Here is a 15,309-nt window from a genome sequence, read left to right as displayed (position 1 = left end):
ATTTCATTTAATATTGAAATTCTCTAAATCTCGATGTATTATATTTTTGTGTTTTTCTCAGTTCCCTAGCCGAGAATACATCATCACTTCTGAAAGAACCCGTACTCCAACGGGTTCTTTTTTATTCCTCTTCTTGTAAATCCAATTATTTGAATTTAAAATTGTAAATAAGTTCTAAAATTTTGAATCGAGGTGAACATCATGAAAAGTTTTGGTATGTTAGTACTCTCTACTGTCTTTTCAGTGCTCCTAGTATATTATAATGTCATCTCCTTTTATAATAAGTTTTCATCAGGAAATACATATTATTGGTTAAACGGTATCCTAGCTGTTGGATTCCTTATATCCTTAATTATCAACATAAAAGATATCATCAAGAAAAACTACAGGACCTCATAATAATAGGAGTTGATACATATGTGGAAAAAGATTAATAATTATAAGTTTCATCTAAAAGATTTGAAATTTATGACTTGGCTATTTCCAATTGTCGGTTTGTTATATGCCTATGAATTCTTTTCTGGGCTAATGTACCACCAGGAGGTTCGTTGGCTTAAGTTAATATGCATGGCGATAATGATTATAGGATTTATGGATATTAGAAAAAAGCTTAAAAACAAAGATTATAAAGCGGCTTAAATCACCAAATACTCTTGAACTCATTTTTGAATTATTGTATTATATTTTCGGGTCTTACTTCATAAATCATTATCAAGAGAATCTGTAGGTTTGCAGGTTCTCTTTCACAAAATTGATGCACCTTTTCGTTTGTTTTGGTAGATGTTCAATCAAATTGAAACTGTATCCTTAGGTTTAATAAGTCCTAATAAAAACATAATAAAAAAAGAGTGCGATTAAGTGAACTGCACCCCAATTGTTAGACACAGTCTAACAATTGGAGGTGAAGTTTTTCTATGGCTAAATTTACAGCTGATGAAAAAATACAAATCGTTCTACGTTATTTGAACGGAAATGAAAGTTATCGAGAAATGGGTAGATCGCTCGGTATAAGTGACACAATCATTTTGAATTGGGTAAACCAATATAAACAGAATGGTCTGGAAGCTTTTCTAAAACGATGTACAAATTACACACAACAATTTAAACTAGACGTACTAAACTTTATGATTGAAAACGGTATGTCCTTATTTGAGACGGCAGCTATCTTTAATATTCCTGCCCCTTCAACGATTTCTGTTTGGAAAAAACAGCTCGAAACACAAGGAATTGATGCCCTTCAATCTAAGAAAAAGGGGCGTCCATCCATGAAAAAAGATTCAAATAAACAATTAAAACAACCTTTAGCTGAAGGGTCAGTCGAAGCACTTGAAGCCCGCATTAAACAGCTTGAGATGGAAAATGAGTACTTAAAAAAGTTAAATGCCTTAGTTCAAAACAAGGAAAAATCACAAAACAAGACAAAGCGCAAGTAGTCTATGAATTAAGGCATAAATATTCGGTCAAGGCACTCGTGGAGCTAGCTACTATTCCTCGAAGCACGTATTATGATTTAGTAAAGAAAATGAATCGTCCAGATGTAGATGCCGATTTGAAAGCTGAGATTAAAGCGATTTATGAGGAAAATGAAGGTCGTTATGGTTACCGTCGCATTCGTGATGAATTAACGAATCGTGGCCAGAAAGTGAACCACAAGAAGGTTCAGCGCATTATGAAAGAGCTTGGGTTAAAGTGTGTTGTGCGTATGAAGAAATATAAATCCTATAAAGGAAAAGTCGGTAGAATTGCACCTAATATTTTAGAGCGTAATTTTCATACAGATGCACCGAATCAAAAGTGGGTAACAGACATCACAGAGTTTAAATTGTTTGGAGAAAAACTGTATGTATCACCTGTATTAGATTTGTATAATGGTGAAATTATTACCTATACAATTGGTTCTAGACCGACGTATTCGCTTGTTTCAGACATGTTAGAGAAAGCATTGGAACGTTTACCCGAAACCCACCAGCTACTGATGCATTCGGATCAAGGATGGCATTATCAAATGAGACAGTACGTCCGGACACTTGAATCAAGAGCTATCGTCCAGAGTATGTCTCGAAAAGGAAACTGTTACGACAACGCAGTAATAGAAAATTTCTTTGGGATTATGAAGTCGGAGTTCCTCTACATAAAAGAATTTGAAAATGTAGAGCACTTTAAAATAGAATTAGAAAAATATATAGATTATTATAATACGAAACGGATTAAGGCAAAATTAAAAATGAGCCCGGTACAATACCGGACTCACTTTTATCAAGCTGCCTAATGAAATAACCGTGTCTAACTTTTAGGGGTCACTTCACTCTTGTTTCTTTTCCTTCTCTTCTTTTTCAATTTCAAAATCCCCTTATATTCAAAGCTAGTTAACATATGCTCTTTCTAAAATAGGGTACAGAAACCAAGAGTAATTGCAAGAACTACTCTTGGTTTTTTGCTTTCTCTTCTTTTTCAATTTTAGATACCGATTTTGCTGGTTTTTTCATGTAGTTATCATATAGTTCTCCAGAACATCCAAAATGATCTTCAAAATTCTCTGTGGTACTAATACTTGCTACAAACCACAATTCTTGATCACCATTTATATATCCTTTTATAGTAGGGATTCCCATCGGATTCAACTCTTGTTTTGTAAACGTAATAGATTTCACATCTTTAATATTGTAATGAACATATTTTTCTACTCTTGTTTCTTGTGTTTTCCAAAACTTTTCTTCTTTTTCTTTTTGTTTTAAGTATTCCATTGTAAAATACCCTCCTGCTATAATACAAATAATGGATATGAAAATTACCAACTTCTTCTTCATAGGAAATCCCCTTATATTTCAATATAGTTAAAATATACCATGAAATGAGTTGAAACATATGAGTGAATTTAAAAAGAATACCATTGCAACAGATGAAGATTTTTTCAAACTATCAAGTGATGTTTATAACGATGAATTTTTACAAAAAGGAGCCTCAATAGAAGGGGTTAATGGTCAAACCTGGAGGGTCATAGAATCAATAGATGCAGATTCTCAAAAAGTAAAAAATGGATTAGAAGCTATCGCGGTAGTACCAGCAGACAAATATGATGAAAATGCAACACATTATGATGAGATAATCCTAGCATTTCGTGGGACAGAGCCTAACCAATTAGCAGATTTCGAAACAGATATCGATCAGATTACGTTTGGAATTAAAACACATTCTAAAGTAATTACTCCAAGTAACAGTCAAACTATAAAACCTGATTCTGAAACATCATTTGATACTGGATTAAAATGGACAAAAAATGACATCGTAGCAAAATATAACCCTTCTTCTCTTCATACCACTGGACATAGTAAAGGTGGTGCAGAAGCAGACCTTATCGCTGCAGAATTAGATTGTTATGCAACTACATATGCTGCACCGAATCCCTATCGTATACTAAGTCCTGAAGCAAAAAGACGAGTAGATGAAGGGAAAATGGAGAATAAAGCAACTGATTATACACATGAAAATGACCCGATTGGTAACCACACTCAATTCGGTGCACCTCTAATTGGTAAGCAATACACAGTGAGACAGAACGATACAAAACAAGGACTTTTTACACGTTTAACTATGGACGGACACGGCAGAGATACATTTAAGGGATCCTTTCATTCAAATGGAAGTCCCATATTAAAATTAGAACCTGAAGACATTATAAGACAAGCAAAAAAAATTCAAACACTCAGCAATCGATTATCAGATATCGCAAAAAATATAGAAGAGTTTCAAAGAAACGAAGCTGAAGCAGTTCAAAAGTTAAAAAATCAATTAAAACATGAAACAGGGCCAGGTGGAAGATATCATTTATTAGAAGAATACGAAGTAGATGAAGCCATCTCACAAATTGCTAAAATTAGAAAAGGTGGAAATGACTATTTTCATGACGCAAACCTAGCAGAAGAATTAATCCATCTTTTAAAAAAAGAACAAAAGAGTTTAAGCCGATTCGGAGATGATATTAGTGATGCAGCAAATTCACTAAGAGATAAAGACAACCAATTAGCATCAAATTTTCAAATTAAATAAGGGGATAATTATATGATCGATTTTATGGGAGAAATTAAAAAGATAGAAAAACAAATCGAAAATGCTGCAGGAGCTGCGGGAGATTTAGCAAATCAGGTTGTTGATGAATTACAAGCTGCTAAAAAACAAATTGAAAAAGAAATGCAGCGTATGATGTTAAAAACAGAGGTAGAGTTTAAATCAATAGATATTATAAAAGAAGATACATATGCTCTTCAAAAAAACATAGGGATATTTCACGATTTACAAACAAATACAAGAGATATAGCATCAGAACTAGAGAAAAGTTTCGAAAGTAAAACTGGTAGTAAAATAAATGAAACATTAAAAAAATATGAAAAACAAATTAACAACAAAATTTTTAATGAGCATGTTCACTTGGCAAACAGTTGCGGAAAAAAATAAGGGAAATAGAAAAAAAGTCCTCTTAGTATAGGACTCTTTTTTTGTTATTCCTGAAAGTAAACTTTTGTATATTTGTTTACTTTCAAATCATTAATTTTAATGGTTTCATTGCACTTTACTCGTTTCCTCCAAAATCACTAACGAAAGTATACATTCAAAACATGATAAATAAAGAGATTAAAATAACCGTAATCAAAAATGAAAAAGCTAGATTCATGCTAGCTTTTTTTAGTCGGGTAAGCGGGGGGCATCGCTGCCCCCAACTCCCCTCAGAACCGTACGTGACAGTTTCCCATCATACGGCTCAAGCCTTCTTTTTATCCGATTTCAGTCCCTTTAGTATAGGCAAGGTAAGTGAACTAATTTTAAGTTTAAATTAGACAATATGAGGTGTTGCGGAACAGGCATGTCTTTTACGACTACCTTTTCCCCGTTTTGTAGTGGAGTTTTGCAGATAGCGCAGCGGTAACCTTGTTTTCTAGCCAGCTTCATTCTATCCATCGTGTTTTCCGTATCAAATACCTTACGGTCTCTTTTTTCCCAGTATTCTTTCAATGTTGGGTCATCAGGACTATTTTTGAATTTCACCATGTTGTGTCTCTCAATCTTAATCCATGACATATGTAAGAGTTGGATATTTGTTTTCGGGCAGGTTGGTGTCCAAGCATTTCCACCATGATGTGGATGCCTGTAATATCTTGCATATATCCATTTCCACGACTTCTTTGGATGGAGCTGTCGAAGATGTTTGCCGATTCTCCAATAGATATAGCTATCCATTGTACCAAAGATTTTCTTAGAAACGACATGTTTCCAGTATTGCCCGTATCCTCTGATAATAGGATTAAGCACTCGGATGATTTCTCCGATGGGTTGACCCCTCATGACACGTAAAGTATCTCCAATTTTCTTCTTCGCTTTCTGTCTACTGCCCTTACTTGGTTTGATGAACAGTTTATTCCCCTGTTCAGTTTGGTACTGCCGAATCAAGAATCCTAGGAACTCAAATCCTTCCTCAATATGTGTAACCTTCGTCTTTTCAGGGCTTAATTCCAATCCCCTGTCCTTTAAGTAGGGACGAAGTCTCATATATACAGAGAGTGCTTGTTCTTTTGTCTCCGTTAAGACCACAAAATCATCTGCGTAACGGATAAGGGTAAATTTGCAAGCAGGATTCATAATATAACTATCATTAGCTTTATAGTTTTTCTTGTAAGTAATTCCCAAGGTTTCTTCCATTCCATGAAGGGCAATGTTAGCGAGAAGTGGCGAGATAATTCCTCCTTGCGGAGTACCTTCTTGCGTTTCCGCGAAAAAGCTTTGCTCCATGTATCCCATCTTGAGCCATCGCTTCAATAGTTTTCTTCCTGGGAAGTAAGAAGTTTGTTTGAGTATCCACTCATGGTTGAGATGATCAAAACAGCCCTGAAAATCTCCTTCAAATATCCATTTCTTCTTTGTGCCCCCGTTGATTCTATTGAAAATGCTTCGTATGGCATCATGGGTACTTCGCTTAGGACGAAACCCGTAAGAAATAGCTTCAAATCTGGCTTCCCACTGTGGTTCAAGGGCATTTCGCACTATATTTTGATATACCCTATCCTTTATAGTTGGGATGCCCAACGGTCGCAATTTTCCGTTTTTCTTCACAATGTATATACGTTTTGCTGGTTTTGGTCGGTGTTATAGCGTATTTAACTTTTTGAGTTGCTCATAGAGAAGATTTCTTTCTCTGCGACTCAAGGCTGTATGTTCATCAACACCTGCTGTTCGCTTTCCTTTATTCTGCTGTGTTACTCGTCTAATTGATAACAGTAAGTTTGCTTCGCTTCTCATGAGTAAGCGTTGAAGTTTTCTTACCTTTCTTTGTTGCTGTAACTGTTCGGCACGGTAAATTCTTTGTCGTAACTTCGTCACATACATCTGAACTGCTTTCCAGTTTGTATACGAGACGTGCGCCGACGCTCGTTCTGAGGTGTTCATAACTGCACGCTCCTATTCGTCAGAAGATAACTTACAAATGTATTTCCATGTTGAAGACCTATAAGAAGTGGGCTCCCTTTCAGGCTTGTCATGGGTTTGTCCGTAAGGACGACAATATCCGCTCAGTTATACATATTTCTATGCTTTCCTGTTTCCTTTCGGCTAGCGGCTTTTGCTTTCTCTTATATCCTTTACCCTCTGCCACATCGTTTGACTTTACAGTCATCCTACTGCTTGCGCAGATGACATAGGGCTTACCAAGTTTCACATTCCACAGATACGACAGGGTTAGGTGGACTCTTTACTCCGGATAAGTTGCGGGATGCAACGCGGCAGTATTATGAGAATGCCTTTCCTCTTATCAAGACCTGGGTAGAGCTGTACATTATCCCAAGCTAACGATTACGAAGCTTACGAGCCTTCACTCTCGTTCACCGTACCTGTCTTCTCCTAGCGGTATTCCGAGTCATGTACAGACTCTCTGTTTCCACATTTCCTCATGCAACCCACGAGCCCGTTACCAAGTCCGCAGTTTCGGATGGAGATAGACTTTGCATCTAATCTAGTAGCAGAAGCTACCCTGTGGGAATGCGACTTCTTGTCGCACCATAATTCCCGTTAACGGTAGTCAATGTATCTATAAGTCTACAGTTATTCTTTTCTGAAATCGTATGTATCCTCAGGAACATTTAACGTATGTCCATTAATGATTACTGTATCATTGTCTTTCCATACAATCTTTGCCGTATCTTCCCGGTAATTCCAATACACATTCTTTATCTTGAAATATTCACGATGATTAAATACTAACTCTCCCCTAACAGCAAAACTTGTTGTTGCTCCGCCATTTGTTACATAAGCTTTAAATGTATATGTTCCGTCAGGAGATTGTTTTTCAGCAATCTTTTCACCTATAGGTAGTCGATCCATACTGAAGAATGCCCAATACACTCCGTATACGAACAAACCAGCTATACAAAATAATATAATTAACACTTTTTGTTTGGTTTTCTTAATTTCTTTCTCTGCAAAATTCATGTTTTAGCTCCTATTAATGATTTTTATAGCAAATCACTTCTGTTTGGAGGTAAGGTCAATCTTTGTTTTGTTTTTCTAACAGTTGAATTACCCTATCTAACTTTTGCTCAACTGGATCTTGCTTTTTGCGATTGCTGGTATGTCGAATTATACGTATAATCCCGCCAAACAGTGCACCGATGATTACTAAAATCATAATAACTCCTATGTAATACATAGAGTTTTCTAAAGGCATTATTTAGAACCTCCTTTTCCCCTATTTTACCATTTAAAAGAACTGATATGTTGTTTGATTTTGGTTGTCTATTCTATACATGGTTGGTTAACATAACGTCCTATTATCGTTAGCGAAGAAAAAAGTGCTCCCTTAATCTCAGAAGGGATTCGCCTTTTTCTATGACTCTATGCATCTTTTTATACATTCCTATTCTAGAGCGCCTTTTGGCTTCCCTATAGTTCCCGATGTTCCCCTATTTTTTGCATAAAACTTTGTATACTCTTAGCGTATTTTTTTCCAAAATGCTGGCGGTACCCATCTTCAGGTGAAGCGCCTTAGATTATCTTTCCCTTATTTTCAAAAGGACCTGCTCATTTAATCCATAAAAACATAAAGTAATTTGAATCCATTAAAATACATGAGTGACTCCTTATTTTTCTCCTACTCTTTAAAGGAGGAATTATTATGGGCTTTGGTGGTAGCTGCGGTGGCGGCTGTGGTTTTGCAGGAGGATTTGCTTTATTAGTTGTATTATTTATTTTATTAATTATTGTTGGAGCTTCTTGCTTCTGCTAAAAACTATGGGAAAAGACACTCTTATTTAGGTGTCTTTTCTTTTTCATCAATTTAAGAGCTATAAAGATATGCTATGGTTTTAATAGAAATTCCCTTTTGTGCAATGAGATAAAAATACCCAACAAAAAACCCACCTATTTCCGTAGGTGGGCCTTATCTTTATTACACAATACCAAATTATGCTCTCATTTTTTCATAAACTTTATGCAATTATACATATTCATAAAAATTACACCAAATAAATATTACATATAGTAACATATAAATTGTGGATACATTCTATAAAGCAGATTCTTTTGAAAGGCGTAACATATCGATAATTATAAAAGGTGTGGCGTCACTGTAATACTGATCTCAAATCTCTTGTACTTTGTGAACTAACAATCTGGTGTATATTGACGATTCTGTTTTATAGGATGTGTTTACACGTATAACAAAGGGATAATACGGATGGGTTTATACTAAATGAACGTGGTTCAAGTTAGAGGAAGGCACCTTAGGGTGTCTTTTTTTATAGGAGCCCGCCAAATCACCTTCAACAAAAAAATAAGCGCCCCCAAAACGAAAAAGATGAGCTATCTTCTCAAAGTAACTACCTGTAGAGAAAGAAGATTTCCGTTTAGGGGAGACTTTAAAATCTTAGCTTGATAGCGATGTGGTGCTAATCCAATATTAACTTTATACCAAATGAGTATTAGTCCAAATTACATGTGCTATCACACTCGTATCGTTTCTTGTCACATCAATATGGAATTGATCTTTTGCTTTTATATGGCATTTTTGTTTTGCTGCAGTGCTGAAATGTATTTCGTATTTTCCATCAATGTTTACTATCTCTATATCCTTCCACATGGTGTTCTTTTGAAAACCGGTACCGAGTGCTTTTACTGATGCTTCCTTGATGCACCACATGATTGAATAGTTGATGTAACTCTCTTTTGCCCACATTACTTCTTGTTCCGTGAATAATTTTTGCAGTATCTTTTTATTTTTCCATCTTTCAATCTCTGTAATATCTATACCAATCCCTTTAATCATTAAGGGCAACTTTCTTACTTGAACTTGCTGGTTTTGAATTAGCAATGTATACCCCAATTAGTACAAATATCATACCAATTACTTCTTTCCAACTCATGACTGATCCATAGAGCACTACAGAAATTAAAGTCGTCACGATTGGTGTAAGATTTAGATACATACTCGCTTTACTTGCACCGATTTGCTCTACACCTTTGTTAAAAATAATATATCCAACAAGCGTACCGCATACAACCATATAAAACATTTCTAACCAGCTTTGTGCAGACATACTTGGTACTTTGTCCCAGCCACCTTCATATAAGGAAGAGATTGCTAAAAAAACAGAGCCCATGACAGTCATAATCGTAGTTGCAAATAAAGGCGAAACATCTTTCATAACAGCTTTACCTACTAAACCATAAATAACGCCACATGCTAAAGCAGCTAAAAATAGTAAATCTCCCACATTAAATGCTAAAGAGAGTAACATATCAAGTGACCCTTTTGTAATAACAATAATCACACCGATTAAAGATAGCGATAAACTGATTCCGACCTTACTGTTCCATTTTTCATTTAAAAAGAGAATAGAACCTAGTGTAACGAAGATTGGCATTGTTGCAATGATTAATGAACCATTGATTGCAGATGTATAGTGTACACCTAAAAAGAAAAGAGCATTATACCCGAAAATACCAGTTAACGCGACTAATAATAATCCTTTCCATCTTTTCTTAATAGATCCCATATCCCATTCTGCTTTAATTGTTAAATACACCATAAGGATGACACCCGCGATACCGAAACGAAGTGTAGCCGCAACTAGAGGTGGAATTTCTGTTACGACATGTTCAGCTGTTGAGAATGAACCTCCCCAAAACAAAGGAACTAATAAAAGTAAGAAATAAATTTTGTTTGAATGATTTTGGTTTTGCATCTTGGTACCTCCTATTTCTTAAAAGTGCACATAACATGTTCATGTGTTCAAACTTATAAACATGTTAATTAAAAAAATTAATATCCTGCTTCAATCGCAGATACTAATTCTTTCATATAAATTACAAAATTGCTGGTTGTCAAAGAGTAATATACTTCTTTTCCATGTTTCTTTGGTCTAACCAATTCTGCCTGTTTTAGTATTTTTAGATGATGAGATACTGCAGGTCTAGAAATTGACATTTGCTCTGTTATTTGAGTTACATTTAATCCATCTGTTTTAAGTAAAATCATAATAATTTGCTGCCGATTTACATCGCCCAATGCTTGGAAAATGGGAGTCGCCAAATTAAATTGTTCGAGAATGTTTTCTCTGTTTTTGCATTCGTAATTCTCCATGATTCGCATCCTTTTTAATTAATATATTTATAATGATACCATCAGTTTGAGGTAAATGAGCTAATATTACTGATGGTATCATAACTATCTGTATGTATAAGTATATCATCTTTTACAACGATAGTTAGCAAATATAGGAATTAAAATTTAAAGATTTCTTTAGCCTCTATTAATAAATCAACTACTTTTTGACATTCTTCAATCGAGTGGCTACTTGTAACACCAATACGTAATCGGCCCTTATTTACAGGAACACCTGGAGAAATGAAAGCTGCTGTGAACAATCCTTTTTCCATCAACCATGAAGTAACGCTTGCTGTCTTTTTATCATCTCCAACTAGTACAGGGACAATTTGGCTTACAGTATCTAATAAATTGAAACCATTCTCCTGTAATTTATCAATTAAGTATCGTGAATTTCTCCAAAGATCTTCTCTTAATTGTAAACCGTGTTCTTCCATATATGTTAAAGAAGCAAGGGAAGCCGCTGCAACTGCTGGTGTAGATCCTCTTGAACTCGTATATGATGGTGCATAATATCTTATACCTTTTTCAATTTCTTTATTTGTTACAATAAATCCGCCAACACTACCTACAGCTTTACTCATTGTTCCAACAACAATGTCTACCTGGTCTAAAACACCAAAATGCTCCGCAACTCCTAGTCCGTTCGGTCCAACAACACCAAATGAATGTGCTTCGTCAACCATTACAATCGCGTTATATTCTTTTGCAAGTGCACATATTTTATCTAATGGCGCATAATCTCCATCCGCACTAAATAGTCCATCTACAACGATGATTCTTTTTCCTTTGTCCATGCTTTGTTTTAAAATAGATTCTAGCTTCTTTACATTATTGTGTGGGAAGGATCGGATTTGCGCACCTGATAACTGGCTTCCCATGAAAATAGAAATATGATTTAATCTGTCATTTATAATGACATCGTCTGGCCCAGCTAATACAGTTAAAACCCCAATATTTGCAGTCATACCAGATGGGAATATAATTCCAGCTGGCTTATTGTATAGTTTAGCAAGTTTATTTTCTAGTTCATTATGAATCGTTGTATGACCACAAAAGATTTGCGCACCATATGTATTTGTACCAAAATTCTGAATCGCTTCGATGGATTTTTGTTTTAAATAATCATTCTGAGATAATCCTAGATAATCACAAGATCCGAACATCAACATTTTACCGTTTTCTTTTGTTGTAATGTAGTTGTCAGTTGTTGATTCAACTGTTGGGAAGAATGGATAAACGCCTTCTTTCTTCCAGTCTTCAAATTTTTCTACATCAAATCGAGTACGTGTATCAACTGTAGTCGTCATCTTATTAACTCCTTCTACGAATCATAATTTTCTTCCACATTAAGTTTTATTATAAAATCTGTTTATTAACTTAAATAAATTAAAACAAGTTTAAACTATTAAACTTGTAAACATGTATAAACTGCCTTTACCAGATCGTTAACAGTAGGCTTTGATTCTTTAGGATTTAAGTGCTCTTCTACTTCCAGCTCTTGATCAAATTCGTCTTGTAATACGATCATAATTTCTGCGAACAATAATGAATCCACATCTAGATCTTGTAAAGTTGCATCTAAAGCTACTTCATCTACTGAAGCTTCTTCTTTAATTACAGTGATGATCACATCCTGCACTTGTTCATAAGTAAATTTCGTTCCAGTTACGTTAGTCATAACGCACAACCTTTCCATATTTTGTATTTATTTCTTTTACAATTAGAAGTTTATTCCAAAAAATGAGAAATGTAAATATTTTTTTCTAAAAAAAATTCCCTTTTTTTAGAAAACTTAGCTTTTTCTGCTTCTAAATACAGACTAAAGTGTTGTTGCATTCGAATTGAATATACTCTTGTTTTTGTAGTAATTTCTCATGTATTTGCTTTAATTCTGACGCATACGAATTGTCTATTAGCATAAAAAGTTCTGTTAAATGAATCATAATCTCAATATCCAATAAGATTTTTTTTAGCTCTTTCTCAACCTGTTTTCTCTCTCCACAACCTTCCAATCTAATAAACTCGTATGTGCAAAATTGCAATTTTTCGTTTAAGTTTTGAATAAAACAGCTGGTTTTTGCATCCATCATCCTCACCCCGCCTTCTGATACACATGAGAACTAATAAGATTATATTCAAATATAAAGAATTGCGTTTCTAATATTAGCACAAAAAAACAAAACACGTTACATATAATAACAATTTTATCCACAAATTAACAGTTGTTTTTTTCTTCTCTGTGTAATATTTTGCTCTATTCTACTCGTTATCTCAGTCGTGGCATGAGTTTTCTTACAGTTGTAACAGGATATGTCTCCTATATTTATTTGAGTAACATATGTAGAAAATGATTAAACTTTTTTATAAAAAAACGAGTCAATCAAAAATACTAAGAGCGTATTTTCATCAATCTTTAATTTCTAAGTTTTTGACAATTGGACCCTATCTCATTTACATCTCATATGAGCAAGCACCACATTTGTATTCACTGTTATTTCAACTATTTTTCACAATCATTGTATTGTATACACTTAGTAATATATTTTAAAATTTCTTTTAATCTATCTGAGTTATTATGAATCTTAAAAAATGTTTTCACGTGCTACATTGAGCAAAGCAAAAATTTTCAAAGTTGCTTTTGTTTCCTCCAAATGACTAGCGATTCGAATTGTTTTTATTCCGGCCTTCTTCCCTGCACATATATTCGTTTCTATATAAAAAATAAAACATCATTTTTGGTAATTAAGAAATAAGAAGACCTATCCGTTGAAGATAGGAGTCCAATGCATTCTGTATACTTGTATCCATGTTTTAAGAAGTAATTGTGACAGCAGCTTTTGTTCTTTTATCCTCTATAGAATTAATATTTTTCTCTTTTCTCCTATTTGTTTTTCCAATATATGCTATTAACTACATTAAATCTATACTACAATTATAAAAACATACGTTCTTTGAAAGGGGGAATTTCCATGTTCAAAAAGTTTAAAAACGATACAAGAGATAATGAAGTAACTATTATGATGGCTGAAGATACATTCGATATTTTCTTATTCCCTACTAGCCGAGAAAACCAATATCACCTAGTTACAGAAAAATTCCACAATATAGGTTGCAATCATTTTTTATTATTCGTCGACAGTGAAAATCATACATTACACATTTATGATGAGATTTCTAACGTCACAAGCGGAACAAGTGAAATTAATAGAATTGGCAAATATCTAATAATTAAAATGTACGGATCGTTAAATTTAAAAGACTATAAAAATGCAAAAGTACTTATTTACTTCCCTGAGTCACATAAAGATTTTGGTTTAGTATCTTACGGTTATCATGCAGAAATAGATGCTTTCGATTTCGGACTTGATATTAGTGATGTAACAAAATATCATGCATTTATAGAACTCGCTAAAAATCATGTATAGTTCACGAAACTGTTAGAAGAAATAACAAGAAAAAAAGACAAAAGTATTATAACTTTTGTCTTTTTATTTTAAAGTTATCCATTCGTAACTTTCCCATTCTTTAGGCTTCTTATCATACTTTAAACGGCCAGTCGTACAGAATGAAGCAATTATCCATTGAATAAAGTTCATCTTGGCATATGGATCTATACAATCTTCTAACTTCTTTAGCTGATAGCCTGTACTATTTTTCTGCCAAATTGTATATAAACGAAAATGAGTTGTCGTAACAAGTCTAGCTTTTGTTGTAACTTGCCATTTAGAAATTTTCGTTAAATCCTCTTTTACTTTTCTCTCATACTCTTGTTTTATCACTTTATAAGTCTTATCTTTATTAATTAATCCATTAGAGATTGTAAAAGGCATTTGATGCACCTCATAAACTGTTCCTTCTTCATCTCCTAAAATATTTGATTCTACTAGAAACATATTTTTTAGTTTTAACTGTTCTGTTAATTCTTTCCCACTCCGATAAAATGGCTTCTTTATCTTCTGCAACAAGATAACCTGCACAATTAATCCTATCAGTAAAGGATATGCTAATACAAACAATATATTAATAAACATGTTTAAAATAATAACGCCTATTAGCGCAAAAATTGTAAAATAAATATAGGTTTCTCTTTGATGAATGATTCTACTGTTCAAGCCAAGATACCTCCATTTTGATAGATAGTGAACGCAATATAAACCATCGCCCCTAGTAAAATAGAACAAGCCCCTGGGAAGCTCTGTATTAACTTTATTTCTTTCTTAGGTAGTTTTACACCAAATATAGAAGATGCATGCTCCAATTGGTCTTTAATCGCTCCTACAAACCCTAAAATTTTAATTAATCGATAAACACTAGCAATCCAAAAGAATAGTAAATGGAAAGCTGTTAATGTAATTGCGGTAAGCATAGCCGATTCTTCTACTACATTGCTAACATATAAGGCTACCACCACCAGCATTTTCGTATCACCGGGTGAAGAAAATTTAAATGTCTCTAATAATAAGCCACATACTAAGGCCATAGTTAGTACAATTACAATCTCTTTTCCCGTTCGTATTCCTGCAAAATACGTAATACCTAAACCTACTATTAAAAAAATGAAATGCCATACATTTTTTGTTTTTCTATACTTTAAGTCAGTAAATACATTAAGTACCATATAACTTAGAAATAATCCCATGATATACAGGCTCATTTTCTTT

At 34.0% G+C, this 15,309-nt stretch carries 18 protein-coding genes and 1 pseudogene; 7 read left to right on the top strand and 12 right to left on the bottom strand.

The genetic code is table 11. The annotated features are described in order from the left end of the window. The first annotated feature begins 201 nt into the window (after nt 1-201). From QCI73_RS27990 to QCI73_RS27980, 3 genes are all read left to right on the top strand, one after another. Entirely contained in the window at nt 202-399 is a 198-nt protein-coding gene (locus tag QCI73_RS27990; protein ID WP_071741338.1) for a hypothetical protein, read from the top strand. An 18-nt stretch (nt 400-417) separates the two neighbouring features. Beyond that, nucleotides 418-639: a hypothetical protein gene (locus QCI73_RS27985; protein WP_071741337.1), complete on the top strand. Its 222-nt coding sequence runs from the start codon at nt 418-420 to the stop codon at nt 637-639. A 275-nt stretch (nt 640-914) separates the two neighbouring features. After that, nucleotides 915-2,269 (top strand): IS3 family transposase gene (locus QCI73_RS27980; protein ID WP_085959128.1). Its coding sequence is split into 2 segments (ribosomal slippage): nt 915-1,368 and nt 1,368-2,269, totalling 1,356 coding nucleotides; the frame shifts between segments, so codons are not numbered across the junction. Nucleotides 2,270-2,420: 151 nt separating this feature from the next. Here the strand turns inward: QCI73_RS27980 and QCI73_RS27975 are convergent. Further along, entirely contained in the window at nt 2,421-2,807 is a 387-nt protein-coding gene (locus QCI73_RS27975) for a DUF1433 domain-containing protein (protein ID WP_071741325.1), read from the bottom strand. Nucleotides 2,808-2,865: 58 nt separating this feature from the next. Between QCI73_RS27975 and QCI73_RS27970 the strand changes: the two genes are divergently transcribed. Together QCI73_RS27970 and QCI73_RS27965 are read left to right on the top strand one after the other, a co-directional pair. After that, nucleotides 2,866-4,047 carry an alpha/beta hydrolase family protein gene (locus QCI73_RS27970; RefSeq protein ID WP_071741324.1) on the top strand — a complete coding sequence of 394 codons (1,182 nt, stop codon included), beginning with the start codon at nt 2,866-2,868 and terminating at the stop codon, nt 4,045-4,047. Between the two features lie 12 nt (nt 4,048-4,059). Continuing rightward, on the top strand, nt 4,060-4,452 hold the full coding sequence (locus QCI73_RS27965) for a hypothetical protein (RefSeq protein WP_000564895.1): 393 nt from the start codon (nt 4,060-4,062) through the stop codon (nt 4,450-4,452). Nucleotides 4,453-4,788: 336 nt separating this feature from the next. On the opposite strand, the pseudogene ltrA reads toward QCI73_RS27965, so the two are convergent. From ltrA to QCI73_RS27950, 3 genes and pseudogenes are all read right to left on the bottom strand, one after another. Beyond that, a pseudogene (ltrA, locus tag QCI73_RS27960) lies at nt 4,789-6,435 on the bottom strand (group II intron reverse transcriptase/maturase). A 651-nt stretch (nt 6,436-7,086) separates the two neighbouring features. Beyond that, nucleotides 7,087-7,473, bottom strand: coding sequence for a DUF5412 domain-containing protein (locus QCI73_RS27955; RefSeq protein ID WP_270394529.1), 387 nt, complete (start codon nt 7,471-7,473; stop codon nt 7,087-7,089). A 55-nt stretch (nt 7,474-7,528) separates the two neighbouring features. Further along, a complete protein-coding gene (locus QCI73_RS27950; RefSeq protein WP_071741322.1) occupies nt 7,529-7,708 on the bottom strand; it encodes a DUF4083 family protein in 180 nt (59 codons plus the stop codon). 447 nt (nt 7,709-8,155) lie between these two features. Between QCI73_RS27950 and QCI73_RS27945 the strand changes: the two genes are divergently transcribed. After that, nucleotides 8,156-8,266, top strand: coding sequence for a YjcZ family sporulation protein (locus QCI73_RS27945; RefSeq protein ID WP_000505681.1), 111 nt, complete (start codon nt 8,156-8,158; stop codon nt 8,264-8,266). Nucleotides 8,267-8,944: 678 nt separating this feature from the next. Here QCI73_RS27945 and QCI73_RS27940 read toward each other — a convergent pair. The 6 genes from QCI73_RS27940 to QCI73_RS27915 all read right to left on the bottom strand — a co-directional run bounded on the left by QCI73_RS27940 (nt 8,945) and on the right by QCI73_RS27915 (nt 12,738). Continuing rightward, nucleotides 8,945-9,304 carry a holo-ACP synthase gene (locus tag QCI73_RS27940; RefSeq protein ID WP_044306990.1) on the bottom strand — a complete coding sequence of 120 codons (360 nt, stop codon included), beginning with the start codon at nt 9,302-9,304 and terminating at the stop codon, nt 8,945-8,947. Further along, nucleotides 9,297-10,223 carry a DMT family transporter gene (locus QCI73_RS27935; RefSeq protein ID WP_071741321.1) on the bottom strand — a complete coding sequence of 309 codons (927 nt, stop codon included), beginning with the start codon at nt 10,221-10,223 and terminating at the stop codon, nt 9,297-9,299. The genes QCI73_RS27940 and QCI73_RS27935 overlap by 8 nt, the downstream gene beginning before the upstream one ends. 77 nt (nt 10,224-10,300) lie before the next feature. Beyond that, nucleotides 10,301-10,621: an ArsR/SmtB family transcription factor gene (locus tag QCI73_RS27930; protein WP_044306992.1), complete on the bottom strand. Its 321-nt coding sequence runs from the start codon at nt 10,619-10,621 to the stop codon at nt 10,301-10,303. 140 nt (nt 10,622-10,761) lie between these two features. After that, a complete protein-coding gene (locus QCI73_RS27925; RefSeq protein ID WP_044306993.1) occupies nt 10,762-11,955 on the bottom strand; it encodes an aminotransferase class I/II-fold pyridoxal phosphate-dependent enzyme in 1,194 nt (397 codons plus the stop codon). Between the two features lie 98 nt (nt 11,956-12,053). Then, nucleotides 12,054-12,326: an acyl carrier protein gene (locus QCI73_RS27920; protein ID WP_044306994.1), complete on the bottom strand. Its 273-nt coding sequence runs from the start codon at nt 12,324-12,326 to the stop codon at nt 12,054-12,056. Nucleotides 12,327-12,456: 130 nt separating this feature from the next. After that, nucleotides 12,457-12,738, bottom strand: coding sequence for a hypothetical protein (locus QCI73_RS27915; RefSeq protein ID WP_080339934.1), 282 nt, complete (start codon nt 12,736-12,738; stop codon nt 12,457-12,459). 879 nt (nt 12,739-13,617) lie between these two features. Here QCI73_RS27915 and QCI73_RS27910 point away from each other — a divergent pair. Further along, the gene (locus tag QCI73_RS27910; RefSeq protein ID WP_071741319.1) at nt 13,618-14,073 is read left to right on the top strand and encodes a hypothetical protein; all 456 of its coding nucleotides are present in this window, start codon (nt 13,618-13,620) and stop codon (nt 14,071-14,073) included. A 63-nt stretch (nt 14,074-14,136) separates the two neighbouring features. Here the strand turns inward: QCI73_RS27910 and QCI73_RS27905 are convergent, their stop codons facing one another. Both QCI73_RS27905 and QCI73_RS27900 read right to left on the bottom strand, forming a co-directional pair. After that, nucleotides 14,137-14,760 carry a hypothetical protein gene (locus QCI73_RS27905; RefSeq protein ID WP_044306996.1) on the bottom strand — a complete coding sequence of 208 codons (624 nt, stop codon included), beginning with the start codon at nt 14,758-14,760 and terminating at the stop codon, nt 14,137-14,139. Continuing rightward, a complete protein-coding gene (locus QCI73_RS27900) occupies nt 14,757-15,302 on the bottom strand; it encodes a hypothetical protein (RefSeq protein WP_071741318.1) in 546 nt (181 codons plus the stop codon). Before QCI73_RS27900 ends, QCI73_RS27905 begins: the two co-directional genes overlap by 4 nt. Nucleotides 15,303-15,309: the final 7 nt, after the last annotated feature.

It is taken from the genome of Bacillus cereus group sp. MG16, from assembly GCF_040459875.1.
Classification (GTDB): domain Bacteria; phylum Bacillota; class Bacilli; order Bacillales; family Bacillaceae_G; genus Bacillus_A; species Bacillus_A paranthracis.
Note: the sequence above shows the minus strand (reverse complement) of the source record. Positions and strands in the feature narration are given on the sequence as shown.

Coding starts and splice junctions, on each gene's coding strand:
- QCI73_RS27910 (WP_071741319.1), top strand. CDS start 13,618: ATGTTCAAAAAGTTTAAAAACGATACAAGAGATAATGAAGTAACTATT.
- QCI73_RS27935 (WP_071741321.1), bottom strand. CDS start 10,223: ATGCAAAACCAAAATCATTCAAACAAAATTTATTTCTTACTTTTATTA.
- QCI73_RS27940 (WP_044306990.1), bottom strand. CDS start 9,304: ATGATTAAAGGGATTGGTATAGATATTACAGAGATTGAAAGATGGAAA.
- QCI73_RS27955 (WP_270394529.1), bottom strand. CDS start 7,473: ATGAATTTTGCAGAGAAAGAAATTAAGAAAACCAAACAAAAAGTGTTA.
- QCI73_RS27945 (WP_000505681.1), top strand. CDS start 8,156: ATGGGCTTTGGTGGTAGCTGCGGTGGCGGCTGTGGTTTTGCAGGAGGA.
- QCI73_RS27950 (WP_071741322.1), bottom strand. CDS start 7,708: ATGCCTTTAGAAAACTCTATGTATTACATAGGAGTTATTATGATTTTA.
- QCI73_RS27930 (WP_044306992.1), bottom strand. CDS start 10,621: ATGGAGAATTACGAATGCAAAAACAGAGAAAACATTCTCGAACAATTT.
- QCI73_RS27900 (WP_071741318.1), bottom strand. CDS start 15,302: ATGAGCCTGTATATCATGGGATTATTTCTAAGTTATATGGTACTTAAT.
- QCI73_RS27915 (WP_080339934.1), bottom strand. CDS start 12,738: ATGATGGATGCAAAAACCAGCTGTTTTATTCAAAACTTAAACGAAAAA.
- QCI73_RS27920 (WP_044306994.1), bottom strand. CDS start 12,326: ATGACTAACGTAACTGGAACGAAATTTACTTATGAACAAGTGCAGGAT.
- QCI73_RS27925 (WP_044306993.1), bottom strand. CDS start 11,955: ATGACGACTACAGTTGATACACGTACTCGATTTGATGTAGAAAAATTT.
- QCI73_RS27965 (WP_000564895.1), top strand. CDS start 4,060: ATGATCGATTTTATGGGAGAAATTAAAAAGATAGAAAAACAAATCGAA.
- QCI73_RS27985 (WP_071741337.1), top strand. CDS start 418: ATGTGGAAAAAGATTAATAATTATAAGTTTCATCTAAAAGATTTGAAA.
- QCI73_RS27975 (WP_071741325.1), bottom strand. CDS start 2,807: ATGAAGAAGAAGTTGGTAATTTTCATATCCATTATTTGTATTATAGCA.
- QCI73_RS27990 (WP_071741338.1), top strand. CDS start 202: ATGAAAAGTTTTGGTATGTTAGTACTCTCTACTGTCTTTTCAGTGCTC.
- QCI73_RS27970 (WP_071741324.1), top strand. CDS start 2,866: ATGAGTGAATTTAAAAAGAATACCATTGCAACAGATGAAGATTTTTTC.